The 24,035-nt window shown below is 65.9% G+C and carries 22 protein-coding genes; 16 read left to right on the plus strand and 6 right to left on the minus strand.

Annotated elements, in window-relative coordinates; translation table 11 throughout:
• Positions 1-175: 175 nt before the first annotated feature.
• Together ACGTN6_RS14350 and ACGTN6_RS14355 are read right to left on the minus strand one after the other, a co-directional pair.
• On the minus strand, positions 176-829 hold the full coding sequence (locus tag ACGTN6_RS14350) for a methionine ABC transporter permease (RefSeq protein WP_183387034.1): 654 nt from the start codon (positions 827-829) through the stop codon (positions 176-178).
• Positions 810-1,859: a methionine ABC transporter ATP-binding protein gene (locus ACGTN6_RS14355; RefSeq protein ID WP_394592674.1), complete on the minus strand. Its 1,050-nt coding sequence runs from the start codon at positions 1,857-1,859 to the stop codon at positions 810-812. The genes ACGTN6_RS14350 and ACGTN6_RS14355 overlap by 20 nt, the downstream gene beginning before the upstream one ends.
• Before the next feature lie 447 nt (positions 1,860-2,306).
• Between ACGTN6_RS14355 and ACGTN6_RS14360 the strand changes: the two genes are divergently transcribed.
• The 16 genes from ACGTN6_RS14360 (at position 2,307) to ACGTN6_RS14435 (ending at position 19,037) form a co-directional block, all read left to right on the plus strand.
• Complete coding sequence (locus ACGTN6_RS14360) at positions 2,307-2,936, plus strand: riboflavin synthase subunit alpha (protein ID WP_394592676.1); 630 nt, start codon at positions 2,307-2,309, stop codon at positions 2,934-2,936.
• Between the two features lie 173 nt (positions 2,937-3,109).
• Complete coding sequence (locus ACGTN6_RS14365; protein WP_394592678.1) at positions 3,110-4,414, plus strand: NCS2 family permease; 1,305 nt, start codon at positions 3,110-3,112, stop codon at positions 4,412-4,414.
• Positions 4,415-4,435: 21 nt separating this feature from the next.
• The gene (locus ACGTN6_RS14370) at positions 4,436-4,981 is read left to right on the plus strand and encodes an adenine phosphoribosyltransferase (RefSeq protein WP_183387038.1); all 546 of its coding nucleotides are present in this window, start codon (positions 4,436-4,438) and stop codon (positions 4,979-4,981) included.
• A 7-nt stretch (positions 4,982-4,988) separates the two neighbouring features.
• A complete protein-coding gene (gene gpt / locus ACGTN6_RS14375) occupies positions 4,989-5,468 on the plus strand; it encodes a xanthine phosphoribosyltransferase (RefSeq protein ID WP_183387039.1) in 480 nt (159 codons plus the stop codon).
• A gap of 3 nt (positions 5,469-5,471) precedes the next feature.
• Complete coding sequence (gene ung / locus ACGTN6_RS14380; RefSeq protein ID WP_394592681.1) at positions 5,472-6,158, plus strand: uracil-DNA glycosylase; 687 nt, start codon at positions 5,472-5,474, stop codon at positions 6,156-6,158.
• A gap of 134 nt (positions 6,159-6,292) precedes the next feature.
• The gene (upp, locus tag ACGTN6_RS14385; RefSeq protein ID WP_394592683.1) at positions 6,293-6,922 is read left to right on the plus strand and encodes a uracil phosphoribosyltransferase; all 630 of its coding nucleotides are present in this window, start codon (positions 6,293-6,295) and stop codon (positions 6,920-6,922) included.
• Between the two features lie 347 nt (positions 6,923-7,269).
• On the plus strand, positions 7,270-8,358 hold the full coding sequence (locus ACGTN6_RS14390) for an ABC transporter ATP-binding protein (RefSeq protein ID WP_394592686.1): 1,089 nt from the start codon (positions 7,270-7,272) through the stop codon (positions 8,356-8,358).
• Position 8,359: 1 nt separating this feature from the next.
• Positions 8,360-9,460: an ABC transporter ATP-binding protein gene (locus ACGTN6_RS14395; protein WP_394592688.1), complete on the plus strand. Its 1,101-nt coding sequence runs from the start codon at positions 8,360-8,362 to the stop codon at positions 9,458-9,460.
• Complete coding sequence (locus tag ACGTN6_RS14400) at positions 9,453-10,334, plus strand: carbohydrate ABC transporter permease (protein ID WP_394592691.1); 882 nt, start codon at positions 9,453-9,455, stop codon at positions 10,332-10,334. The genes ACGTN6_RS14395 and ACGTN6_RS14400 overlap by 8 nt, the downstream gene beginning before the upstream one ends.
• Before the next feature lies 1 nt (position 10,335).
• The gene (locus tag ACGTN6_RS14405) at positions 10,336-11,229 is read left to right on the plus strand and encodes a carbohydrate ABC transporter permease (RefSeq protein WP_394592692.1); all 894 of its coding nucleotides are present in this window, start codon (positions 10,336-10,338) and stop codon (positions 11,227-11,229) included.
• Positions 11,230-11,241: 12 nt separating this feature from the next.
• Complete coding sequence (locus ACGTN6_RS14410; RefSeq protein ID WP_394592694.1) at positions 11,242-11,514, plus strand: DUF2160 domain-containing protein; 273 nt, start codon at positions 11,242-11,244, stop codon at positions 11,512-11,514.
• 74 nt (positions 11,515-11,588) lie between these two features.
• Entirely contained in the window at positions 11,589-13,331 is a 1,743-nt protein-coding gene (locus tag ACGTN6_RS14415; RefSeq protein WP_394592697.1) for an ABC transporter substrate-binding protein, read from the plus strand.
• 164 nt (positions 13,332-13,495) lie between these two features.
• Positions 13,496-15,142, plus strand: a complete 1,647-nt coding sequence (locus ACGTN6_RS14420) for a glycerol-3-phosphate dehydrogenase/oxidase (RefSeq protein ID WP_394592700.1) — start codon at positions 13,496-13,498, stop codon at positions 15,140-15,142.
• Between the two features lie 99 nt (positions 15,143-15,241).
• On the plus strand, positions 15,242-16,483 hold the full coding sequence (locus tag ACGTN6_RS14425; RefSeq protein WP_394592703.1) for a uracil-xanthine permease family protein: 1,242 nt from the start codon (positions 15,242-15,244) through the stop codon (positions 16,481-16,483).
• A 96-nt stretch (positions 16,484-16,579) separates the two neighbouring features.
• Positions 16,580-17,761, plus strand: coding sequence for an acyl-CoA dehydrogenase (locus tag ACGTN6_RS14430; RefSeq protein ID WP_394592706.1), 1,182 nt, complete (start codon positions 16,580-16,582; stop codon positions 17,759-17,761).
• A 55-nt stretch (positions 17,762-17,816) separates the two neighbouring features.
• Positions 17,817-19,037: a CaiB/BaiF CoA transferase family protein gene (locus ACGTN6_RS14435; RefSeq protein WP_394592708.1), complete on the plus strand. Its 1,221-nt coding sequence runs from the start codon at positions 17,817-17,819 to the stop codon at positions 19,035-19,037.
• 30 nt (positions 19,038-19,067) lie between these two features.
• Here ACGTN6_RS14435 and ACGTN6_RS14440 read toward each other — a convergent pair whose 3' ends face one another.
• From ACGTN6_RS14440 to ACGTN6_RS14455, 4 genes are all read right to left on the minus strand, one after another.
• Positions 19,068-20,156 carry a DUF1513 domain-containing protein gene (locus tag ACGTN6_RS14440; protein WP_394592711.1) on the minus strand — a complete coding sequence of 363 codons (1,089 nt, stop codon included), beginning with the start codon at positions 20,154-20,156 and terminating at the stop codon, positions 19,068-19,070.
• A gap of 1 nt (position 20,157) precedes the next feature.
• Positions 20,158-21,195 carry an imelysin family protein gene (locus ACGTN6_RS14445; protein WP_394592714.1) on the minus strand — a complete coding sequence of 346 codons (1,038 nt, stop codon included), beginning with the start codon at positions 21,193-21,195 and terminating at the stop codon, positions 20,158-20,160.
• Positions 21,195-22,592 carry a di-heme oxidoreductase family protein gene (locus tag ACGTN6_RS14450; RefSeq protein WP_394592717.1) on the minus strand — a complete coding sequence of 466 codons (1,398 nt, stop codon included), beginning with the start codon at positions 22,590-22,592 and terminating at the stop codon, positions 21,195-21,197. Before ACGTN6_RS14450 ends, ACGTN6_RS14445 begins: the two co-directional genes overlap by 1 nt.
• Positions 22,593-22,668: 76 nt before the next feature.
• Positions 22,669-23,949, minus strand: a complete 1,281-nt coding sequence (locus ACGTN6_RS14455; RefSeq protein WP_394592719.1) for an imelysin family protein — start codon at positions 23,947-23,949, stop codon at positions 22,669-22,671.
• Positions 23,950-24,035: the final 86 nt, after the last annotated feature.

Here is a 24,035-nt window from a genome sequence, read left to right on the forward strand (position 1 = left end):
TGATTTGGTTATCAATCTGATGTGAGCTCAACGGGGTGGCGCTGATTGACGTTACGAGCGAAGGCAGGCTGGCCGCCGCCGGAGCGCGGCTCCCGGAGTGTAGCCCGCTACATGAGGAGGGCGAGTACCGCCGGCGGCCAGGATGTCGAGCGCAGTAGTCAAGCGGCGTCAGTCCTCACTTGTGATCGCTCTTGCGCACCAGATAGTCCCCCAGGCTCTGGAAGCCCTGGACCATGAACACCAGAATCACCACGGTGATCAGCATGATGGTGGGGTTGAAGCGGTTGTAGCCATAGCGAATGCCCAGGTCGCCGAGCCCGCCGCCACCGACCGCACCGGCCATCGCGGAATAGCTCACCAGCGTCACGATGGTGACGGTCAGAGCGGTGAAGATGCCGCCCCTTGCCTCGGGCAGCAGCACCTTGACGATGATCTGCCACGGGGTGGCGCCCATGGACTGGGCGGCTTCCACCAGTCCGGGCGAGATCTCGTTCAGGGCGCCCTCGACCAGGCGGGCGATGAAGGGGATCGCGGCGATGGTCAGCGGTACCACGGCGGCGTTGGTGCCGATGGAGGAGCCGACCAGGGCGCGGGTGAAGGGAATGATCGCGACCATCAGGATGATGAAGGGCACCGAGCGACCGACATTGGTGATGATGCCGAGCGCGCCGTTGACGACCGGTTGGGCCAGGATCTGGCGTGGTCGGGTGACATAGAGCAGCACGCCGAGCGGAATGCCCAGCGCCGCCGAGATCAGTCCGGAGATCGCCACCATGTAGAGGGTGTCGAGGGTGGCCTCGAGGATCAGTTCAAGCATCGCGCTGGACATGGCCGAGCACCTCCACCTGCAGGTCGTGGGTTTCCAGGTAGGCGATGGCGCGGCCAGTGTCGTCCGCGTCGCCCATCAGTTCGGCGATCATCAGCCCCAGGGTGCGATCCTGGATCGACTCCACCTTGGCCTGGAGGATGCTGACGTCCACGCCGCACTCACGCGCCAGGCGCGAGATCAATGGGGTGGAGACGGCGTCGCCGGAGAAGGCCAGCCTGACGATCGGGTGGGTGCGCGCGCCGGGCGCCTCCTCGAGGCGCTCGATCAGCGCCCGCGGCGGCTCGAGCTCGAGGAAGTCATTGAGGAATTCGCGGCCGAGCCGGGTGCGCGGGGCGGTGAAGAAGTCGCCGACGTCGGCCTCTTCGACCAGCTCGCCGCCCGAGATCAGGCTGACCCGGTGGCAGATGGTCTTGACCACTTCCATCTCGTGAGTGATCAGCAGGATGGTCAGGCCGAGCTGCTGGTTGATGTCCTGCAGCAGCTCCAGGATCGAGCCGGTGGTGTGCGGGTCGAGCGCTGAGGTGGCCTCGTCGCACAGCAGCACCGTGGGTCGACTGGCTAGGGCGCGCGCGATGGCCACGCGTTGCTTCTGGCCCCCGGAGAGCTGGGCGGGGTAGTGGCTGGCCTTGTCGGCCAGGCCGACCAGCTCCAGCAGCGGCGTGACGCGCTCACCGATCTCGGTCTTGTTGACGCCCATCAGTTCGAGCGGCAGGGCGACGTTGTCGAAGACGGTGCGCGAGGTCAGCAGGTTGAAGTGCTGGAAGATCATGCCGATGCGATGGCGCGCCTGGTTGAGGGCGTCTCGCGACAGGCCGGTGAGCTCTTGCCCGTCCACCGTGACGCTGCCCGTCGTCGGGCGCTCCAGCAGGTTCACGCAGCGGATCAGGGTCGACTTGCCGGCGCCGGACAGGCCGATGACGCCGTGGATCTGGCCCTTGGGCACGTGCAGGTCGACGGCCTTGAGGGCCTCGACGCCGTCTCGCTTACCCTTGGCGAAGTAGGTCTTGGATACGTTGTGCAGTCGAATCATCTGGGCCACCAGGGGTGGCGCCGGGGTGGGGCGGGCGGCGTGCGCGTGGCGGGCGGGAAAAAAAAGGCCACCCTGACGGGTGGCCATCAACGCTGGACACACCCTTTTAGCTGCACTTGCACATCGCGCGACTGGCAAGCCGTGCGACGTCGGCGCCCGCAATCCGGGTTCAAATCGGCGCCTTCAAAATGTGGCCGCAATCCTAGGTCTCGAACGAACGTATGTCAAACGCTTTGGTGCATGTGGGCAGGCTTAAAGCACGTGGTTAGTGATTGTCACTGGTTTTTAAGAATGTGCAGTAAAATCATCTGTTTTATGGGCTTTTGGCTAATCAGATTTGGCTCATGTCGCCAGAGAGGAGGCCCCTGGCATGGACGCGACGGGGCGCGTTTTTCTACACTGAGTGGCTTCCTGCCCGTCGGGGCGGCACGACACGAGAGGAAAGGCATGTTCACAGGCATCGTCCAGGGCACCGCGGAAGTGGTGGCCATCGAGGAAGCGGAAGCCTTCCGCACCCATGTGCTGGTTTTGCCGGAGGCCCTGCGCCATGGGCTCGAGATCGGGGCATCGGTGGCCCACAATGGTGTCTGCCTGACCGTCACGGCGATTGACGACGGGCGGGTGAGCTTCGATCTGATGCGTGAAACCCTGAGAGTCACCAACCTGGGGGCGCTTAACGTGGGTGGCCGGGTCAACGTCGAGCGAGCGGCACGCTTCGGCGACGAGATCGGCGGCCACGCCATGTCCGGCCACGTGATGGCCACGGCGGCACTGGTCGAGGTCGACGAGGCGCCCAACAATCGCCGGCTGTGGTTCGAGCTGCCTGCAGCGCTGGGCCGCTTCCTGTTCGACAAGGGCTATATCGGCGTCGACGGTGCCAGCCTGACCATCGGCGAGACACGCCAGGCCACCGCAGAGCACGGCCCGCGTTTCTGCGTCGATCTGATTCCCGAGACCTTGGCGCGCACCGTGCTGGCCGACCGGGTGCCTGGGGACCGGGTCAACATCGAGATCGACCCCCAGACCCAGGCCATCGTCGAGACGGTCGAGCGGGTCATGGCGGCCCGGGGCTCCTGAGGCGTTCAGACTGCGTTGGCCAGCCGACTGGCCACGCTATCGGGGGTCCCGTATATATCAGTGAGTCGTGCCGTACTCGCCAGGCGGCGTCTCGCTTCCCGGGTCGCCATCCGCTACCATGTGCGGCTTTTCTCGCCCCCAGGACGCGACAACGCAGCTAGGACGACCCTCTCATGCCGAAACGCCTGATCGCCAATCACTTCAAGCTCGCCGAACACGGCACCGACGTGAAGACCGAGGTCATCGCCGGGATCACCACCTTCCTGACCATGGCCTACATCATCTTCGTCAACCCGAGCATTCTCTCCGAATCCGGCATGGACTATGGCGCCGTGTTCGTGGCCACCTGCCTGGCCTCGGCGGTGGGCTGCCTGATCATGGGGCTGTGGGCCAACTATCCCATCGCCCTGGCGCCCGGCATGGGGCTCAATGCCTTCTTTACCTACGGCGTGGTGATGGGTATGGGCTACAGCTGGGAGACGGCGCTGGGTGCGGTCTTCCTGTCCGGTTTTACCTTCTTCCTGCTCAGCGTTTTCCGCATCCGCGAGTGGATCATCAATGCCATACCGATGTCTCTGCGCCTGGGGATCGCCGCCGGCATCGGCCTGTTCCTGGCGATGATCGCCATGCAGAACGCCGGCATCGTGGTGGCCAACGAGGCCACCTTCGTATCGTTGGGCGATTTGACGGAGCCGTCGGCGCTCTATGCGCTGCTCGGCTTCTTCGTGATCACCGCGCTGTCGCACCTGCGCGTGACCGGGGCGGTGATGATCGGCATCCTCGGTATCACCGTGCTGGCCATCCTGCTCGGCCATAACGAGTTCGGCGGTCTCGTCTCCATGCCGCCTTCCATCGCGCCGACCCTGATGCAGCTCGACCTGGCCGGCGCCTTCGACATCGCCATGTTCAGCGTGGTGTTCGCCTTCCTGTTCGTCGATTTGTTCGATACCTCCGGCACCCTGATCGGCGTCGCTCATCGTGGCGGCCTGCTCGACGAGCAGGGCAAGCTGCCGCGCATCGGTCGCGCCATGATGGCCGACAGCGGGGCGTCCATGGCTGGCGCCGCGCTCGGTACCTCCACCACCACCAGCTACATCGAGTCCACCGCGGGTATCGTTTCCGGCGGGCGTACCGGCTTGACCGCCGTGGTGGTGGCCGTGCTGTTCCTGGTCAGCCTGTTCTTCGCCCCGCTGGCCGGTTCCATTCCGGCCTATGCCACCGCCGGCGCGCTGCTCTACGTGGCGGTGCTGATGGCCGGCAGCCTGGCCCACGCCGACTGGAACGACGCCACCGAGGCGGCGCCGGTACTGATCGCTGCGCTTGCCATGCCGCTGACCTTTTCCATTGCCGAGGGCATCGCGCTGGGCTTCATCAGCTACGCGGCCATCAAGGCCCTGTCCGGGCGTTTCCGCGACCTGAACCCGGCCGTGGTGATCCTGGCGCTGATCTTCTGCGCCAAGTTCCTGTTCCTCGACTGACACCGACCGACGAGAATTGCGATGAGCATCTACGGCGACTACATCAAGTCCGTCATCCGTACCGTCCCCGACTGGCCGCAGCCGGGGGTCAACTTCCGTGATATCACGCCGCTGCTGCAGAACAGCGCGGCCTTTCGCAAGCTGATCGACAGCTTCGTGCATCGCTATCAGGAGATGGATCTCGATGCCATCGCCGCCATCGATGCGCGCGGCTTCATCGTCGGTGCTCCGCTGGCCTATGAGCTGGGCTGCAGCTTCGTGCCGGTGCGCAAGAAGGGCAAGCTGCCGTTCAAGACCATCAGCGAGACCTATACGCTGGAATACGGCGAGGCCGAGGTCGAGCTGCACAGCGACGCCTTTCACGAGGGCGACCGGATCCTGGTGGTCGACGACCTGATCGCTACCGGTGGCACCATGTTGGCCGCCGCCAAGCTGATCACCCGCAGCGGTGGCCAGGTGGTCGAGACCGCCACCATCGTCGATCTGCCGGACCTGGGCGGCGCGGATCGCATTCGCGAGGCGGGCTACAGCGTCTTCGCGGTCTGTTCCTTCACCGAAGATGAGTGAGTTCGCCATGAGCCATCAGCGCTATCACCAGCATTTCACCGTCTCCTGGGACCAGCTCCATCGCGACGTGCGCGAACTCTGCCATCGGCTGGTTGAGCGCGACTTCAAGGGCATCGTCGCGATCACTCGCGGGGGGCTGATTCCCGCCGCGTTGATTGCTCGCGAGCTCAACGTGCGGCTGATCGATACCGTCTGTATCAGTAGCTACGACGGCAAGGATCAGGGCGAGCTCGAGGTCATGAAGGGCGTCGATCACGACGGCGACGGTTGGCTGCTGGTGGATGATCTGGTCGATACCGGCAAGACCGCGCGCAAGGTGCGCGAGATGCTGCCCAAGGCGCACTTCGTGACCGTCTACGCCAAGCCGGAGGGCCGTCCGCTGGTCGACCAGTACCTCACCGAGGTGGCACAAGACTGCTGGATCCAGTTCCCCTGGGACATGGGCGTGGCCTATGTCGAACCCCTGGCCGACCAGATCAAGCGCTGAATCATGAACTGTCCGTTACCCGATAGCTGGCAACGCTGGCTCGGCGATGAGTTTGCGGCGCCCTACATGCAGGCGCTACGCGACTTCCTGTCCGCCGAGAAGGCTGCCCGCAAGGTCATCTATCCGCATTCCTCGCACTGGTTTCGGGCCTTCGAGCTGACCCCGCTGGATCAGGTCCGGGTGGTGATCCTGGGGCAGGATCCCTATCACGGTCCGGGGCAGGCCCATGGGCTGTGCTTCTCGGTGCGAGCCGGGGTGCGTACGCCGCCGTCGCTGGTCAACATCTACAAGGAGCTGGCCGCCGATGTGGGGTTCGTTCCGGTCGATCACGGCAACCTGGAGCACTGGGCGCGCCAGGGCGTATTGCTGCTCAACACCTCGTTGACCGTCGAGCAGGGCATTGCCGCCTCACACCGCGGCAAAGGCTGGGAAACCTTCACCGACCGGGCCATCGCCACGGTCAGCGAGCACGCCGAGCCGACCGTCTTCCTGCTGTGGGGCAGCCACGCTCGTCAGAAGAAGGCGCTGATCGACACTCGCCGGCACCTGGTGCTGGAGTCGCCGCATCCTTCGCCGCTGTCGGCTCATCGCGGCTTCTTCGGCAACCATCACTTCTCGCGTGCCAACGCGTTCCTTGCCGAGCACGGCCGCGCGCCGGTCGACTGGCAACTGCCGGCCACGCCGGAATGAGCCCGCGCCGTGCCCTGGTCGGGCACGGCTGCCTTAACCTCGCGTCGGGTTGCGGGTAGAATGGCGCGCAATTTGCGCATGCCCTGCGTGCGTCTATGCTTGCCGACGAATCACCCCGCCGAAGAGGTCCGCCCATGAGTGTCCATGCCATCCAGCATCCCCTGGTCCAGCACAAGCTGGGATTGATGCGTGAAGCCGGAATCAGCACCAAGAGTTTTCGCGAACTGGCCGGCGAGGTGGCCAAGCTGCTGACCTACGAGGCGACCCAGGACCTGGAGCTGGAGACCCAGGAGATCGACGGCTGGAGCGGCGAGCCGATCCCGGTGCAGCAGCTCAAGGGCAAGAAGGTCACCATCGTGCCCATCCTGCGGGCCGGTCTCGGCATGCTGGACGGCGTCACCGACCTGATTCCCAGTGCCCGCATCAGCGTGGTCGGCCTCTATCGCGACGAGGAGACCCTGGAGCCGGTGCCCTATTTCTCCAAGTTCGCGGGTGACCTGGACGAGCGCATGGCGATCGTCATCGATCCCATGCTGGCCACCGGGGGGACCATGGTGGCAACCCTCGACATGCTGCGCGAGCGCGGCTGCCAGCACATGAAGGTGATCGTGCTGGTAGCCTCGCCCGAGGGTATCAAGCGGGTTCAGGACGCCTATCCCGAGATCGAGATCTACACCGCCGCGGTGGACGACCATCTGGACGAACATGGATATATCGTCCCTGGATTGGGTGATGCCGGCGACAAGATCTTCGGCACCCGCTGAGCCCTTGTGACATGCGGCCGGCTCCTGCCGGCCGCTTTCCCTCCGGCGAGCCGATCCCTTGGCTTGCTTGTGTTCTCCCCCGATGATGCCGTCTTGTTCGGAAATGAACACCTCTGATCATTTCGATTGACTTTACTCGCCCGCAGCGCTGCGAAAATCATCGCTTGGACCAAAGTTCAATGCGGCTCTAAAGTGCTGTTAAATAAGTAGGTTGTCCTTGCGCTGACGGGCTTCATCCACGTCGTGGCAATATTTTCGGTTGTTTACATTTGTGGTCGTATTCGAATCTCGGCTAGGGTGCTTTCCATGAGTGTGAAGTACCGTCAATAACAACAGCCGAGAATGGTATGTCCCTAATCCTCGAACACATCGATCGCGTGGTCGGTGGCGAGACGCACATCGACGATGTCAGTCTCGAGCTCCGGCCGGGGTCTTTCAATGTCCTGCTCGGGCGAACCCTGTCCGGCAAGACCTCGCTGATGAGGCTCATGGCGGGTCTCGATGCCCCGACCCGAGGACGCGTCCTGATGGATGGTCAAGACGTCACCGGGCGTTCGGTGCGCAAGCGCAACATCTCGATGGTCTATCAGCAATTCATCAATTACCCAGGCCTCAGCGTCTACGACAACATCGCCTCGCCGCTCAGGCTCGCCAGGGTCGAGCGTCGCGAGATCGATCGTCGGGTGCGCGAGATCGCCGAGATGCTGCATATCACCCCTTTCCTGGATCGCCTGCCCCTGGAGCTCTCCGGTGGACAGCAGCAGCGCACCGCCATGGGCAGGGCGCTGGTCAAGGATGCCGATATCATCCTCTTCGACGAGCCGCTGGTGAACCTCGACTACAAGCTGCGCGAGGAATTTCGCGACGAGCTGCGTGCCGTCTTCGCCGAGCGCCACTGCATCGCCGTCTATGCCACCACCGAGCCTGCCGAGGCCCTGGCGCTGGGCGGCAATACCGCCGTGCTCCACGAGGGGCGGCTGGTACAGTACGGTCGCACGGAGGATGTCTATCACCGCCCGCGCAACGTGCTGACCGCCGAGATGTTCTCCGAGCCGCCGATCAACATCGTCGATGGCCGGGTGTCCGACACCGAGGTCACCTTCGACAGCCGGCTGCATTTCCCGATCAACGACGACCTCCGCGCGTTGCCCCCGGGGGAATATCGCTTCGGCGTCAGGGCCTCGCACATCTCGCTGACGCCCCGGGCCGAGGATGACATCGAGATGCGGATGATCGTCGACCTGGCCGAGATCAGCGGCTCCGAGACCTTCCTGCACGTGCACAACGAGCGCTTCCACCTGACGGTGCATCTCGAGGGCGTGCATGAATTCGCGGTCGACGCGCCGGTCACGCTCTACTTCCCGACCCACAAGGTCTATGCCTTCGACCGCCAGGGCGCCGTGGTGCATATCCCGTCTCATCTGGGAGGTGTCTGAGATGGCCGAGATTACCCTCAAGTCGCTGGCGCACACCTACCTCGCCGAGCCTCGATCGCCCGACGACTACGCCATCCGCGAGATGGATCATGTCTGGCACCAGGGCGGGGCGTACGCCTTGCTCGGGCCCTCAGGTTGCGGCAAGTCGACCCTGCTCAACATCATCTCCGGGCTGCTGGAGCCTTCCAGCGGCGAGGTGCTGTTCGACGGCGAGCGGGTCAACGCGCTTCCGCCAGAGGCGCGCAATATCGCCCAGGTTTTCCAGTTTCCGGTCATCTACGACACCATGACGGTCTACGACAACCTGGCCTTCCCGCTGCGCAACGTGAAGACGCCCGAGGCCAGGGTCCACGAGCGGGTGACGGAGGTCGCCGAGGTGCTGGAGCTGACGGCGCAGCTCAAGCGCAAGGCCAAGAACCTCACCGCCGACGAGAAGCAGAAGGTCTCCATGGGGCGCGGGCTGGTGCGCGACGACGTTTCGGCGATCCTCTTCGACGAGCCGCTCACCGTGATCGACCCGCAGCTCAAGTGGAAGCTGCGCCGCAAGCTCAAGGAGATCCACCAGCGCTTCGAGATCACCATGGTCTACGTCACCCACGACCAGCTCGAGGCCTCGACCTTCGCCGACAAGATCGCCGTGATGTACGAGGGGCAGGTGGTCCAGTTCGGCACGCCCCGCGAACTGTTCGAGACCCCCAACCATACCTTCGTGGGCTACTTCATCGGCAGCCCCGGCATGAACTTCCTCGATGTGGCTCTGCGCGATGGCCGGGTGATGGCCGGTGACACGGCGCTCTCGGTGGGGCAGGGCGTGCGGCGCGCCATCGACGGCGCTCGCTCGGCCAACGTCAAGCTGGGCATTCGTCCCGAGTTCATCGAGGTTCACGAGGCGCCGGTGGAAGGCGGCATGGAAGCCACCGTCGAGCACGCCCAGGATCTCGGCACCTACTCCATCGTCAACCTGAGGCTCGGCGATGTCGCCCTCAAGGCGCGCATCGAGGAAGACCAGCCGACCCCGACCGGGCGGGCCTACCTGCGCTTCCCCGACGCTCGCCTCGGCCTGTATGTCGACGAGTACCGCGTGGAGATCGACCATGACTAAAGTTCGCAACAATCACGCATGGTGGTTGATCCTGCCCATGCTGCTGCTGGTGGCCTTCTCGGCCATCATTCCGCTGATGACCGTGGTCAACTACTCGGTCCAGGACGTCTTCGACGCCAATACCCGTTTCTTCACGGGGACCGAATGGTTCAAGGAGATGCTCAACGACCCGAACCTGCAGGCGGCGGTGCTGCGCCAGTTCGCCTTCTCGCTGACGGTGCTGGCGATCGAGGTACCGCTGGGGATTGGCATCGCCCTGATCATGCCCAAGAAGGGCTGGCAGGCCTCGGCGGTGCTGATACTGGTGACCATGCCGCTGCTGATTCCCTGGAACGTGGTGGGCAGCATCTGGCAGATCTTCACCCGCGGTGATATCGGCCTGATGGGCTGGAGCCTGCGCGAGCTGGGCTATGGCTACAACATCACGGCGAGTCCGGTGGATGCCTGGGCGACCATCGTGCTGATGGACGTCTGGCACTGGACCCCGCTGATCGCGCTGCTCTGCTACAGCGGGTTGCGCTCGATTCCCGATGCGTATTACCAGGCGGCGCGCATCGACCGGGCCTCCAAGTGGGCGGTGTTCCGCTACATCCAGCTGCCCAAGTTGACCAACGTGCTGGTGATCGGGGTGCTGCTGCGCTTCATGCACTCCTTCATGATCTACGCCGAACCCTTCGTGCTCACCGGCGGGGGGCCCGGCAGCTCGACCACCTTCCTCAGCCAGTCGCTGACCACCATGGCGATCGGCCAGCAGGATCTCGGGCCCTCCGCGGCGTTCTCGCTGATCTATTTCCTGATCATCCTGCTCGTCAGCTGGGTGTTCTACACCGCGATCATGAACATGCAGAAGGACAAGCAGGATGGGGAGGCCTGACATGACCGATTCGATGCCCACCACCCCCGACGCCGTGCGCAAGCGCGCCGCGGCCGCCGATGCCAGGCGCCGTCGCAAGGCACGCCCGGCGAGTCGCCAGTGGCGCAAGCGTGGCCTGATGGCGGCCTATATCGTCTTCGTGCTGCTGCCGATCTACTGGCTGCTCAACATGTCGTTCCAGTCCAACACCGAGATCCTAGGCGGGCTGACGCTGTGGCCCGAGGACTTCACCCTGGAGCACTACGCCAAGATCTTCACCGAGCCGAACTGGTATATGGGGTACGTGAACTCCATCACCTATGTACTGATGAACATGGCGATCACCATCGTGGTGGCATTGCCAGCGGCCTATGCCTTCAGCCGCTACCAGTTCATCGGCGACAAGCACCTGTTCTTCTGGCTTCTGACCAACTTGATGGCGCCGCCGGCGGTATTCCTGCTGCCGTATTTCCAGCTCTACTACACGGTCGGGCTCTTCGATACGCATATCGCCGTGGCCCTCGCGCATTGCCTGTTCAACATTCCCCTGGCGGTGTGGATCCTCGAGGGCTTCATGAGCAGCGTGCCCAAGGAGATCGACGAGACCGCCTTCATCGACGGCTACAGCTTCCCGAGGTTCTTCGTCAGGATCTTCATTCCCATGATCAGCTCGGGGATTGGCGTCACGCTGTTCTTCCTGTTCATGTTCTCCTGGGTCGAGCTGCTGCTGGCCAGCACCCTGACCGCCACCGATGCCCAGCCTATTGCCTCGGTGATGACCCAGACCAAGGGAGCCTCGGGGATCGACTGGGGCGCTCTGGCGGCCGCCGGCACCCTGACCATTCTGCCGGGCATCGTCGTCGTCTACTTCGTGCGCAACCACATCGCCAAGGGCTTTGCCCTGGGCCGGACCTGAGGAGGCCAAGGTATGGAATGGATGGTCTGGACCACGCCGACCATGATCTTCTTCGCGACCATCGCCGCCATCCTGGCAGGCATGACCGCCTGGGAGGTCGCCTCGCCCTCGGTCGAGCGCAAGGGTTTTCTGCCGATCACGACCACGCGGGGAGACCGGCTGTTCATCGGCCTGCTCTCCGCCGCCTATATCCATCTGCTGGTGGTGGGATTCTCGCCGCTGAGTATCTGGATGGCCCTGGGAGCCTCCATCTTGTGGATGCTGGTACTGATGCGCTGGGGCTGACAGCGACGCATGGAGCGGAACGTTCACGGAAGAACGATCACGGAAGAACGATCACAACAACCGATGAGGTCTATATGAAAGCGACAACAATGCGTCTCTCTCTGCTGGCGGCCGGTGTCATGCTGGCGAGCGGGACCCTGCAGGCTGATGATCACGACGCCCGGGCCATCGCCGAGCGGCTGGTCGATGAGCACTTCCAGGAATCGACACTGACGCGCGAGCAGCAGATCGAGGAGCTGCTTTGGTTCGCCGAGGCGGCCGAGCCGTTCCGGGGCATGGAGATCAACACCGTCGCCGAGGGCCTGACGACCCATATCTACGAGCGCGACGTGCTCGCCGAGGCCTTCAGCGAGCTGACCGGCATCGATATCACTCACAACATCATCGGCGAGGGTGATGTGGTGAACAACATGCAGACGCAGATGCAGTCCGGCCGCAACATCTACGACGGCTACGTCAACGACTCTGACGCGATCGGCACCCACATCCGCTATGGCACCACCGTGAACCTCTCGCGGGCGATGGACAACGAGTGGGCCGACTTCACGCTGCCGACGCTGGACCTCGACGACTTCATCGGTCTGCAGTATGGCACCGGCCCGGACGGTAGCGTCTACCAGCTGCCTACCCAGCAGTTCGCCAACCTGTACTGGTTCCGCTACGACTGGTTTCAGCGCGAGGATCTCCAGGATCAGTTCAAGGAGCTCTACGGCTATGACCTGGGCGTGCCGACCAACTGGACCGCCTATGAAGACATCGCCGAGTTCTTCACCGAGCACGTCGGCGAGATCGACGGCACCAAGGTCTATGGCCACATGGACTATGGGCGTCGCGATCCCTCTTTGGGCTGGCGCTTCCACGATTCCTGGCTCTCCATGGCCGGCATGGGCAGCCCCGGGGTGCCGTTCGGTAATCCGGTCGACGACTGGGGGATCCGCGTCAACGAGCAGAGCGAGCCGGTGGGCGCCAGCGTCAGCCGCGGCGGTGCCACCAACTCGCCGGCCTCGGTGTTCGCCGTCACCAAGATGGTCGACTGGCTCGACCGCTATGCGCCGCCCGAGGCCAGCGGCATGACCTTCGGCGAGGCGGGGCCGGTGCCGGCACAGGGCAACGTGGCCCAGCAGATGTTCTGGTATACCGCCTTCACCGCCGACATGACGGACCCGGAGCTGCCGGTGACCGACGAGCAAGGCAATCCGAAGTGGCGCATGGCGCCGTCACCGACCGGCCCCTACTGGGAGGAGGGCATGAAGGTCGGCTACCAGGACGTGGGTGCCTGGACCTTCTTCGATTCCACCCCTGCGGACCGGCGTACCGCCGCCTGGCTGTTCGCCCAGTTCACGGTCTCCAAGACGGTGTCTCTCGAGAAACTGATGGCCGGCCTCACGCCGATTCGCCGGTCCGACATCTTCTCCGAGCAGATGACCGAGATGGCGCCCAAGCTCGGCGGCCTGGTGGAGTTCTATCGCAGCCCCAACGAGTCCCAGTGGACGCCGTCCTCCACCAACGTGCCGGACTATCCGCGCATGGCACCGCTGTGGTGGCAGAACCTGTCGCCGGCCGTCAGCGGGGATATCTCGCCCCAGGAGGCGCTCGACAATCTGGCCGCGGACCTGGACAGCATCATGGCGCGGCTGGCGCGGGCCAAGGTCTTCGCGACCTACTCTCCGAACCTCAACGAGGAGCGCGACCCCGAATACTGGCTCGACCAGCCCGGCTCGCCCAAGGCCAAACTGGATGACGAGATGCCTCAGGGCCATACCGTGCCCTATGACGAGATGATGGAGGAATGGATGGCCGCCGGCACGCGTGGTTGAACGGGAACCCGTCGAGCTCGGCCTGCGTCGAGTTCGACGGGCCCTGGTTTTCCCCGTCCACCGGCGGGGGACGACGCCAAGAGTGTTAACGGTTGCCTGAACGGGACCCAGGCCCCGCTCGGCATGCGCCGGGCGGGGCTTTTCGCTTCCAAGAAGGGCCAGACATGCAATTACGGCAGAACAATCTTCGCAAGCTACCCGAGCAGGTCTTCGATGTGCTGGTCATCGGCGGCGGTATCAATGGCGCGTCGGCGGCCGCTGCGCTCAGCGGCAAGGGCGCCAGGGTGGCGATGATCGACCGCGGCGACTTCGCCGGCGGCACCAGCATGCAATCGTCCAATCTGGTGTGGGGCGGCATCAAGTACATGGAAAGCGGCGATTTCGCGCTGGTGCGAAAGCTATGCAAGAGTCGCAACCATCTGATCGAGAGCTATCCATCGACGGTTCAGGAGATTCGTTTCCTGACCACCATCAACCGGGGGTTCCGCCACCACCCCCTGTACCCCTGGGCGGGCACCTGGCTCTACTGGCTGATGGGCAACGGGTTCACGCGCCGGCCGAACTTTCTTCGGGCTCGCGACATCAAGGGCCGGGAACCGATCATCGCGACCGAGCACGTCAGCGGCGGCTTTGAATACTCCGACGCTTATCTTCACGACAACGATGCACGCTTCGTCTTCAATTTCGTGCGCAGTGCGCTGGATTTCGGCACCGTGGCCGCCAACTATGTCGAGTCACTGGGCGCCCGGCGAGAGGGAGATCACTGGGTCACCGACGTCGAGGATTGCATCGACGGGAAGCGCTTTGCGATTCGCTCGAAGGTGCTGATCAATGCCGCCGGCCCCTGGGTCGATCGGCTCAACGAACTCTCAGGGCAGAAAACCGCTCATCGCCATGTCTTCTCCAAGGGTATTCATCTGATCGTGCCGCGGCTCACCGATCAGCGCCGCGTTCTGGCCTTCTTCGCCGACGACGGGCGGCTATTCTTCGTGATTCCCATGGGGGCTCGCACCTGCATCGGGACTACCGACACGCGGGTCGAGTCCCCAGAGGTCGGCATCGCCCAGCAAGACGTGAACTTCGTGCTCGACAATATCAACAAGCGCCTGTCGCTGGACAAGCCGCTCACCGAGGCCGATATCATCGCGACCCGCTGTGGTGTCCGGCCCCTGGCGGTCAAGCCCGGCAACGGGGGCGAGCGCGACTTTCTCAACCTGTCCCGCAAGCATGCCATCGACGTCGACCCGCAGGCGCGTCACCTGAGCATCTTCGGCGGCAAGCTGACGGACTGTCTGAACGTCGGCGAGGAAGTGGTGGAGGAGGTGCGTCGGCTCGGGGTCGAATGCCCCTATCCGGACGTGCGCTGGTACGGCGAGCCGGGGGCGTCGCTGCGCGAGACGTTCATGCACCAGGCCCGCTTGATGGCGCTCGATAGCATGACGGCAGCCGGTGCCTCCGAGCCCTTGAGCACGCGTCTGTGGCGGCGCTATGGCACCCAGGCCCTGGAGCTGCTCGAGGACATTCGCCAGGATCCCCGCCAGGGCGAGGTCCTCATCGAAGGCACCGAGTACCTGCGTGGCGAGCTCAAGTTGACTCGTCGCCGCGAGATGGTCACCCGGCTCGAGGACTTCCTGCGCCGTCGATCCAAGATTTCGCTGGTCGTGCCGGAGGAGACTATCCGCACCTCGCCGGGACTTCTCGAAGCCTGCGATATCCTGTTCGGCGACCAGGCGCAGGCGCGCCTGGAAGAGTATTTTGCCACGACGATGCGCGATGGTGCCGATGCCGCAATGGGGGAGAAGACGTCCTGAGCGGCGGCTCGCGCCCTGGCGTCCCGGGGCGTCGAGCCGCGGAGGCTGCTAGAATGCCGCGCTGTTTTCCCCAACCCCTGGCCTTCCTGGAGCCTTGATATGAGCGATAACACGGCGGCTGCCACCGCCCCGGCCGAATCACCGCTTCGTACCCTGATCGTCGGCGCCCAGATGCTGTTCGTGGCCTTCGGGTCGCTGGTGCTGGTGCCGCTGTTGACCGGCCTCGACCCCAACGTGGCGCTGTTCACCGCCGGCCTCGGCACCCTGGTGTTTCACGCCGTGACCCGTAACAGCGTGCCGGTCTTTCTGGCCTCGTCGTTCGCTTTCATCGCGCCTATCCAGGGCTCGGTGGCGAGCTTCGGGGTATCTGCGACCCTCGGCGGCCTGCTGGCCGCCGGCCTGGTCTACGTGCTGATCTCGCAGCTGGTGCGCCTCAAGGGGACCGTCTGGCTGCACTTTCTTTTGCCGCCGGTGGTGGTGGGGCCGGTGATCATGGTCATCGGTCTGGCTCTGGCGCCGGTGGCGGTGGACATGGCCACTGGTGGCACCAGCGATGCCATCGGATACGGACAGGCCATGGTGCTGTCCATGGCTAGCCTGCTGGTCACCCTGGTGCTGGCGGTGTTCGGCCGCGACATGATCCGCTTGATCCCGATCCTCGGCGGCATCGCCACCGGCTATGCGCTGGCCGCGCTGATGGGCGTGGTGGATTACTCCCCGGTGCGTGAGGCGGCCTGGCTGGCGTTACCCGAGTTCGTCACGCCGAGCTTTCACTGGGCCGCGGTGCTGTTCATGATCCCGGTGGCCATTGCGCCGGCGGTGGAACATATCGGCGACATGATCGCCATCGGCTCGGTGACCCGCCGCAACTACCTGGACAAGCCTGGCCTGCACCGCACTCTGCTGGGTGACGGCCTGGCCACCTGCACGGCGTCGCTGTTCGGCGGCCCGCCCAACACCACCTATTCCGAGGTCACCGGCGCGGTGACCCTGACCCGCGCCTTCAATCCGCGGATCATGGTGGTCACCGCGGTGATCGCCGTGCTGCTGTCCTTCCTGGGCAAGCTCGGCGCCGTGCTGCAGACCATTCCAGGGCCGGTGATGGGCGGCATCATGACGCTGCTGTTCGGCTCCATCGCGGTGGTCGGCATGAACACCCTGGTGCGCGCCGGCAAGCCGCTGACCGCGCCGCGCAACCTGGTGGTGGTGTCGTTGATCCTGGTGTTCGGCATCGGTGGCATGCAGCTTGGCGGCGGTCAGTTCACCCTGCAGGGCGTCGGCCTCGCGGCGCTGGTGGGCATCCTGCTCAACGCCATCCTGCCAAGGGCCGACGAGGACTGATTGGCGCGCGAGGCGAGGGGCGCGTCGGGGGTTGGCAAAGCGGACGTATAGGTCTACATTTTATTGGAATGTAGAAATTTATATGGAGCGTCCATCATGAGCCAGATCACCCCCATGACCTGGGATGACCCCTTTCGCCTCATCGATCAGCTCGATGGCGACGAGCGCCTGGTGCAGCAGACGGCTCACGACTACTGCCAGGAGCAGCTGCTGCCCCGGGTGCTGGAAGCCAATCGGCACGAGCGCTTCGATCGCGAGATCATGACCGAGATGGGCGAGCTCGGCCTGTTGGGCGCAACCATCGACGGCTACGGCTGCGCCGGCATGAATTACGTCAGCTATGGGCTGATCGCCCGCGAGGTCGAGCGGGTCGATTCCGGCTATCGCAGCGCCATGAGCGTGCAGTCCAGCCTGGTGATGTATCCCATCCACGCCTTCGGTAGCGAAGCGCAGAAAGCGCGCTACCTGCCGAAGCTGGCCAGTGGGGAGTGGGTCGGCGCCTTCGGGCTCACCGAACCCGATCACGGCTCCGATCCAGGTGCCATGTCGACACGCGCCGTGCGCACCGAGGGCGGCTGGCGACTCAACGGTACCAAGACCTGGATCACCAACGCGCCGATCGCCGATGTCTTCGTGGTCTGGGCCCGGGACGAGGAGGGCGTGATCCGCGGTTTCGTGCTGGAGAAGGGCATGGCCGGGCTCTCGGCGCCCAAGATCGAAGGCAAGTTCAGCCTGCGCGCCTCGACCACCGGCCAAATCGCGCTGGAAGACGTACAGGTCGGCGACGAGGCACGGCTGCCCGACGTCACCGGCCTCAAGGGGCCTTTCTCGTGCCTCAATCGCGCCCGCTTCGGCATCGCCTGGGGCAGCATGGGCGCCGCCGAGGCCTGCTGGCATGCCGCTCGGCAGTACACGCTGGACCGCCGGCAGTTTGGCCGCCCGCTGGCCGCCAACCAGCTGATCCAGAAGAAGCTCGCCGACATGCAGACCGAGATCGCGCTCGGGCTTCAGGCCGCGCTGCGGGTGGGGCGGATGATCGACGCCGGCCAGCTGGTGCCCGAGACCATCTCGCTGATCAAGCGTAATAACTGCGGCAAGGCGCTGGATATCGCGCGCACGGCGCGCGACATGCATGGCGGCAACGGCATCAGCGACGAATACCACGTGATCCGTCACGTCATGAACCTCGAGGCGGTCAACACCTACGAGGGTACTCATGACATCCATGCGCTGATCCTGGGGCGGGCGCAGACCGGCCTCCAGGCGTTCACCGGCTAACACAGGCCTCCTCGATGGCTTGACGCCGGAACAGCTCGAGAGCAGGGAGATCGCAATGAGCGGACCGCTGGACGGCGTGGTGGTGCTGGATCTGTCCCGGGTGCTGGCCGGGCCCTGGGCCGGGCAACTGCTGGCCGACCTGGGCGCCAGGGTGATCAAGATCGAGCACCCCGAGCGCGGCGACGACACCCGTGGCTGGGGCCCGCCATGGCTCGACGACGAAGCTGATGCCGAGCGCTTGGCCGCCTACTACCTGTGCGCCAACCGTGGCAAGCAGTCACTGGCCGTGGATATCGCCACCGCGCAGGGGCAGGCCCTGGTACGTGAGCTGGCGGTCGGGGCCGATGTGCTGCTGGAAAACTTCAAGGTCGGTGGCCTGGCCCGCTATGGGCTGGATCCTGCCAGCCTCAAGGCCGTGAACCCGCGGCTGATCAGCTGCTCGATCACCGGCTTCGGCCAGGATGGCCCCTATGCCCATCGGGCCGGCTACGATTTCATGATCCAGGCCATGGGTGGATTGATGAGCCTGACTGGCGAGCCGGATGGCATGCCGATGAAGACCGGGGTGGCGATTACCGACGTGATGACCGGGCTCTACGCCACCATCGGCGTGCTGGCGGCGCTGCACGAACGCCAGCAGGGCGGGGCAGGGCGGGAGCACCCCGGGCGCCACATCGACGTGGCGCTGCTCGACGTCCAGGTCGCGACCCTGGCCAACCAGGCGCTCAACGCTCTGGTGTCGGGGGAAAGCCCCCAACGCCACGGCAACGCCCATCCCAATATCGTGCCCTACCAGGCCTTCGCCTGCGCCGACGGTCATCTGGTATTGACGGTGGGCAACGATGCCCAGTTCGCACGCCTGGCCGAACTGCTGGGCCATCCGGCGTGGGCCGAGGATCCGGCCTTCGACACCAACGCCGCCCGCGTTGCGCACCGTGAGATACTGGTGCCGCGGATAGCCGAAATCCTGCTGACTCGCGGGCGCGATGCCTGGCTTGCCGACCTCGAGGCGCGCGGTATCCCCGCCGGGCCGATCAATACCTTGAATGACGTCTTCGCCGATCCCCAGGTGCGCCATCGTGGCCTGTACCGGGAGCTCCGCGCAGGGGAGCGGCGGATCCCACAAGTGGCCAATCCGCTGCGCTTCGACGGCGAGTGCGCGATCAGCGAGCGGCCCCCACCCGAACTGGGGCAGGACAGCGATGCCCTGCTCGCCGAGATGGGGCTCTCCCGGGAGGATATCGCCCGGCTCAGAAGGGCGGGGGTGGTCAGGTAGTTCGGCGCGATATCACCACTCACTTCCCGCTCAAGTGAGATGGTTGTCCCAACTGAGGGCAAGGTGCTCGAGGCGCTCGGGCGCGCTACCGTCGCCGGCGACCCGATAGAAGTCGCCGCGCCCGGAGGAGACCCAGAAGCCGCCCTGGCCATCGGCCAGTGCGCCGGCGGCGTCCTGGATACCGTGACTCGCCACCAGGCGGCCGTCGCGGCTGTCGAGCATCACCACCTTGTGCCCCCTTGGCGCGGTGACCAGCACCCGCGGTACGTCGCGGGCCACGGCGATGCTGGCGGTATAGTGGCGCAGCTCGTCGGTGAGCTCGTCGGGCAGGGCGAGCTCCTGGAAGCCGCCGTCGGGGGCGCGGCGGGCCAGCAGCGGGTGCCGCTCCCAGGCTGGCCCCTGGAACTGGTAGCCGGCGATCACCGTGCCGTCGGGGCCTACGTCCAGATGGCGGCAGCTCAGCTGGTGATGGCTCGGGACGTGGCGCTCGTGAATCTCGCCGCTGTGGCGATTCACCATCAGCAAAGCTGGCGCCATGTCGTCCAGGTTGAGTTTGACCCGATCGTAGTCGGGGTGGGTGCGGATGCCGCCGAGGCCCACCGCCAGGGTTTCGCCGTCGGGCATCAGGCGCAGTTCGTGGGGGCCGATGCCGCCAAGTTCGAGCTCGTCGTGCAGAGCATAGTCGCGCTCGGCGTCGAAGCCCCGTATCAGGCCAGCGCCGTCGTCGATGCGGTTGACGGTGGCGTAGAGGTAGCGGCCGTCCGGCGAGAACGCGCCGTGGCCATAGAAGTGATGGCCGGCGCCGGCCTCGATCCTGGCCATTTCCCGACGATCGCCGGGCGCGATCACGTGCATCGAGCGCCCCGGGCGGCGGGCGAACAGTACCGCCTGGGCGTGACCGGGGCGTCGACAGCCGCCGTGGCAGCGCTCCGAGACGGCGATGCGGAAGCGCTCGCCGGTGGCCGGCACATAGCCCAGCACCTTGTGCCCCTCGGCATCGTCCACGGCGCTGAACAGCCAGTCGTCGGCGCGGCCGACGGATGCCATGCCAAGGACCGGCAGGCCCAGTGTGGTGAGGCCGGCGAAGCCGGCCTTCAGCAGGTCGCGTCTGGCCAGCATGTCAGTCTCCGTCGCTGGCGTTGAAGCCCCGTACCAGCCCCAGGGCGCCGGTGATCCGCTGGCCCAGCCAGCCCAACTGGCCGATCTTGACGTAGAGCCCCTGGAGGTCGGCGAAGGCCGCCGGATCGTCCAGCGCCGTGGCCAGGCCCGGGGCCATGGTGGCGGCGCGCTGACGGGCCTCGTCGAGGGCCGCGGCGAAGTCGTCGGCGAGTTCGGCCTGGCCGGCCTCGGCCAGCAGCGGGCGTAGCCCGGGCAGGAAACTGTCCTGCAGGCCGGCCAGGCTGGCCTCGATCAGGCGCACGGAGCGCCCGCTGCGCCAGGCCTCGGCTCGGTAGCCGTTGGCCGGTGAGCCGGCCAGTCCCAGCGGCTCGGCGAGGCGCTTGTCCTCCAGGGCCTCGAGGGTCAGCAGAGCGGCCTGCAGAGTCGCGGCGGTGTAGCTGTCGGTGCCGCGATAATGCTCGCCGAAGGCCTGCCAATCTCGGACCAGGGCGGCGCCGGTGTCGGCCAGATGGCCGCTGACCGCCTGCAGCAGCCCGCAGGCCCGGGGTGTGGCCAGCGCCCCGGGGGTTGCCATGTGCTCGTCGAACAGCAGGTATTCGAGGGCAGGAAAACCCTGCACGGCGACGCTGTCGGCGGCGATGGCCTCGATGGTGGGCGGCGCGTCGGTGTTCAGCCACGCCTGCACCTTGCGGCCCACCAGGTTCTTGCTGTCGGGCCAGAATTGCAGCTGCCAGGCGCGGCTTTGCTGCTCGATGGGGCCGAAGTCGACGAAGCGTACCCCCTGCCAGGCCTGGTAGGCATCCAGCCAGTCGTTCTCGAGCCGGGCGCGGGCATCGGCGCCCGGGGCGTCGCAGTAGGCCTGGGCGCTGGCCTCCAGCTGGGTGCCGGCCTCGGCGAGCAGAGTGTAGCGATCGCCGATTGCCTGGTGCCAGCGGGCACGGGCCTCGGACGAGTCGTCGGCGTACAGCGGTGTGCCAGCCAGAGTCAGCGCCGCCAGGCCGAGGCGACCGAGGCGCTTGAGCAGAGAGCGGTGCGACATCACAGGGACTCCAGGAAGCGGATCAGGTGTTCGCGCTGCGTCGATGGCAGCGCCTTGTAACCGTCGGTAGCCGGCTCGGCCTCGCCGCCGTGCCACAGGATGGCCTCCTCCAGGCTGCGGGCGCGGCCGTCGTGCAGGAAGCCGGCCCGCGGGTTGACGGCCTGGGCCAGGCCGATGCCCCACAGCGGCGGGGTGCGCCACTCGCGACCGCTGGCCTCGAACTCCGGTCGGCCGTCGGCCAGCGCCTCGCCCATGTCGTGGAGCAGCAGGTCGGTGTAGGGCCACAGGGTCTGGCCGGCCAAGGCGGGGCGTGCGGCGTCCTCGGCGGTTTGCTGGCGCGGGGTATGGCAGCCGGCGCAGCCCAGCGCATTGAAGGTTTCGGCGCCGGCGCGCACCGCCGGGTCGTCGAGACGGCGGCGCTGGGGCACCGCCAGGCTGCTTGCGTAGAAGGTCACGAAATCGGCGATCTCGTCGCTGACCTCGGGCGTGCCGCCGTCGGGCGTGTCCTTGCAGCCCTGTTCGGGCATGCAGTCGGTATGGGGCACCAGGGTCGAGGTCAGCCCCATGTCGCCGGCGAAGGCGTGCAGGTTCTGCTGCTCGATGCTCGGCTGTCCGGCCTTCCAGCCGAAGCGGCCGAGCGCGGTCTCGCCGCGCCGCTCGTCCCAGACACGGTTGACGCGCCCGGAGATGCCGTCGCCGTCGGTATCCTCGGGATCGGCGGCGGCCTCGATGCGCGCGGCGGGAATGGCCTCGAGCAGGCCCAGCCCGATCATCGGCGGGGCCACCCGCGGCGAGGTCAACAGCGTATCGGGCTGTGGGCCGTAGGCGGGCTCGAGGATCCGGTATTCGGGCACGCGCAGCGCCACCTCGGTACCGTCGTCGAGGGTTACCGTGCGTTCGTCATAGGTCAGCTGCATTCTGGCCTCGGCCTGCATGCCGGTGATCGCGGCGTTCTGCAGCTGGGTGCCATAGCCGGGCACCGGCCTCACGCCGACCCGGTGCAGGGTCTCGGGATCGCTGCCATCATCGGGCAGCGACAGCCGCAGGAACAGCGACACCGCGCGCTCGTCGCCGCGCGGCGGATGGCCGCGACCGTCCTTGATATGGCAGCCCTGGCAGCTGTTGGTGTTGATCAGCGGCCCGAGGCCGTCCCGAGCCTCGGTGCTCGCCGGGGCCTCCACCCAGGGATTGCGAAAGAAGCTGTTGCCGACGCTGAAGTCGAGCCGCTTGGTCATCGACAGGTTGTCGAGGGGCAGCGAGTAGGCGTTGTGGTCGAACTGTGCCACCGAGCCCTGGCCACCGCTGTCGGGAGTGTCCTGCACGGGCGGCGCTGCGGCCGTGGCGTGGCCGGCGAGGACAAGGAGCAACGCGGCGAGGGAAGGAGAGAGTCGGGACATGGAAGTGCCTGGTTCTTGACGACAGGGGCCGCCGCCGGCAAGGCCGGCGGCGGCCGCAGGATGGATGATGCCGGGTTCAGAAGGTGTGCCCGGCGTCGTCCGGCTGCAGTTGGGTGACGCCCAGGCGACCGGCGGCCTGTTCGATGGAACCGGTCTGGGTCACCAGCGCCAGGATGGCGTCGTTGACCAGGGCGGCGCCGGCCTCGTTGCCCGGGGCGATCATCATGTCGAAGGCCATGGGTGACTGTTCGGCCTCGGCGGCTTGCTTGAGTTCGCCGAGTTCGGCCATGGAGGCCTCGAGCTGGGCGCGCAGGCTGGCGTCGAGTTCGGCGTCCTCTGAGGCGACCAGGTCGGAGAGCGAGGGGCCGTCGAGCGTGCTGCCGTCCAGGCGCTGGTACTGGCCGAGATAGACGTTCTGCACGCCCTGGCCGTTGTAGAAGTGCGAATTATGGGTGTTGTCGCTGAAGCAGTCGTGCTCGTCCTCGACCGAGTTGGCGGCCAGGGCGACCTTCATGCGTTCGCCGGCCAGCTCGCCCAGCGACAGCGAGCCCATGCCGAACAGCATGCGCCGCAGGCCCTCGTCGGCGGGCTCGGCGAGCAGCGCCTGGCGGTAGTTGTCATCCTCGTTCGGTGTCCACTGGGCGACCATCCACTCCAGGTCCGAGACCAGCAGATCAGAGACGGCGTCGAGGTAGGCGCCGCGGCGATCGCAATGGCCGTGGGTGCAATCCTCGCCGGTCAGGTAGTCGCTGGCGGGGCGCTCGCCGTTGCCGGCTTCGAAGCCGTGGCGATCCTGGCCCCATAGCAGGAATTCGATGGCGTGATAGCCGGTGGCCACGTTGGCCTCGGAGCCGCCGATCTCGTTGAGGTCGGCGAGCAGTTCGGGACTGAGCTCGCTGACGTCGAGGGTCTCGCCGCCGATCTGGATCGAGGTGTTGGCGACCAGGTTGGCGGTGGCCCCGGCGTTGCCCAGCTCGTGCTGGTAGTCGTTCGAGGCAACATAGTCGATCAGCCCCTCGTCGAGGGGCCAGGCATTGAGCTGGCCTTCCCAGTCGTCGACCACCGGATTGCCGAAACGGAACACCTCGCTCTGCTGATAGGGCACCCGCGCCTTGAGCCAGGCCTGGCGGGCGGCGGCCAGGGTTTCGTCGCCGGGCGCCGCGAGCAGGTCGTCGATGCGCGCATCGAGTGTCCGTGCGGCGGTCAGTGCATCCTCAAAGGTGGCATGGGCCAGGTCGGCATAGTGGCCCACCACCTCTTCGGGCGTGACGTCGTCGGCGGCGACGGCGCCCAGCGGCAGCAGGGCGGTGGCGGCGATGGCATGGCGCAGCGGGCGCATGGCGAGCGGAATCGGCATCTCGGCATCCTTTGTTGATGTTGGTTGGCTGGTGTCAACGAAAGGATAATCGATCTCGCTGGTAGGCGTGAATGAAACTTTGTCTC

It is taken from the genome of Halomonas sp. B23F22_20 (assembly GCF_043496985.1).
In the GTDB taxonomy this organism is placed as follows: domain Bacteria; phylum Pseudomonadota; class Gammaproteobacteria; order Pseudomonadales; family Halomonadaceae; genus Halomonas.

Excerpts from the sequence above, each read along its gene's own strand:
- ACGTN6_RS14350 (WP_183387034.1), bottom strand. The coding sequence starts at position 829 with ATGTCCAGCGCGATGCTTGAACTGATCCTCGAGGCCACCCTCGACACC.
- ACGTN6_RS14355 (WP_394592674.1), bottom strand. The coding sequence starts at position 1,859 with ATGATTCGACTGCACAACGTATCCAAGACCTACTTCGCCAAGGGTAAG.
- ACGTN6_RS14360 (WP_394592676.1), top strand. The coding sequence starts at position 2,307 with ATGTTCACAGGCATCGTCCAGGGCACCGCGGAAGTGGTGGCCATCGAG.
- ACGTN6_RS14365 (WP_394592678.1), top strand. The coding sequence starts at position 3,110 with ATGCCGAAACGCCTGATCGCCAATCACTTCAAGCTCGCCGAACACGGC.
- ACGTN6_RS14370 (WP_183387038.1), top strand. The coding sequence starts at position 4,436 with ATGAGCATCTACGGCGACTACATCAAGTCCGTCATCCGTACCGTCCCC.
- gpt (WP_183387039.1), top strand. The coding sequence starts at position 4,989 with ATGAGCCATCAGCGCTATCACCAGCATTTCACCGTCTCCTGGGACCAG.
- ung (WP_394592681.1), top strand. The coding sequence starts at position 5,472 with ATGAACTGTCCGTTACCCGATAGCTGGCAACGCTGGCTCGGCGATGAG.
- upp (WP_394592683.1), top strand. The coding sequence starts at position 6,293 with ATGAGTGTCCATGCCATCCAGCATCCCCTGGTCCAGCACAAGCTGGGA.
- ACGTN6_RS14390 (WP_394592686.1), top strand. The coding sequence starts at position 7,270 with ATGTCCCTAATCCTCGAACACATCGATCGCGTGGTCGGTGGCGAGACG.
- ACGTN6_RS14395 (WP_394592688.1), top strand. The coding sequence starts at position 8,360 with ATGGCCGAGATTACCCTCAAGTCGCTGGCGCACACCTACCTCGCCGAG.
- ACGTN6_RS14400 (WP_394592691.1), top strand. The coding sequence starts at position 9,453 with ATGACTAAAGTTCGCAACAATCACGCATGGTGGTTGATCCTGCCCATG.
- ACGTN6_RS14405 (WP_394592692.1), top strand. The coding sequence starts at position 10,336 with ATGACCGATTCGATGCCCACCACCCCCGACGCCGTGCGCAAGCGCGCC.
- ACGTN6_RS14410 (WP_394592694.1), top strand. The coding sequence starts at position 11,242 with ATGGAATGGATGGTCTGGACCACGCCGACCATGATCTTCTTCGCGACC.
- ACGTN6_RS14415 (WP_394592697.1), top strand. The coding sequence starts at position 11,589 with ATGAAAGCGACAACAATGCGTCTCTCTCTGCTGGCGGCCGGTGTCATG.
- ACGTN6_RS14420 (WP_394592700.1), top strand. The coding sequence starts at position 13,496 with ATGCAATTACGGCAGAACAATCTTCGCAAGCTACCCGAGCAGGTCTTC.
- ACGTN6_RS14425 (WP_394592703.1), top strand. The coding sequence starts at position 15,242 with ATGAGCGATAACACGGCGGCTGCCACCGCCCCGGCCGAATCACCGCTT.
- ACGTN6_RS14430 (WP_394592706.1), top strand. The coding sequence starts at position 16,580 with ATGAGCCAGATCACCCCCATGACCTGGGATGACCCCTTTCGCCTCATC.
- ACGTN6_RS14435 (WP_394592708.1), top strand. The coding sequence starts at position 17,817 with ATGAGCGGACCGCTGGACGGCGTGGTGGTGCTGGATCTGTCCCGGGTG.
- ACGTN6_RS14440 (WP_394592711.1), bottom strand. The coding sequence starts at position 20,156 with ATGCTGGCCAGACGCGACCTGCTGAAGGCCGGCTTCGCCGGCCTCACC.
- ACGTN6_RS14445 (WP_394592714.1), bottom strand. The coding sequence starts at position 21,195 with ATGTCGCACCGCTCTCTGCTCAAGCGCCTCGGTCGCCTCGGCCTGGCG.
- ACGTN6_RS14450 (WP_394592717.1), bottom strand. The coding sequence starts at position 22,592 with ATGTCCCGACTCTCTCCTTCCCTCGCCGCGTTGCTCCTTGTCCTCGCC.
- ACGTN6_RS14455 (WP_394592719.1), bottom strand. The coding sequence starts at position 23,949 with ATGCCGATTCCGCTCGCCATGCGCCCGCTGCGCCATGCCATCGCCGCC.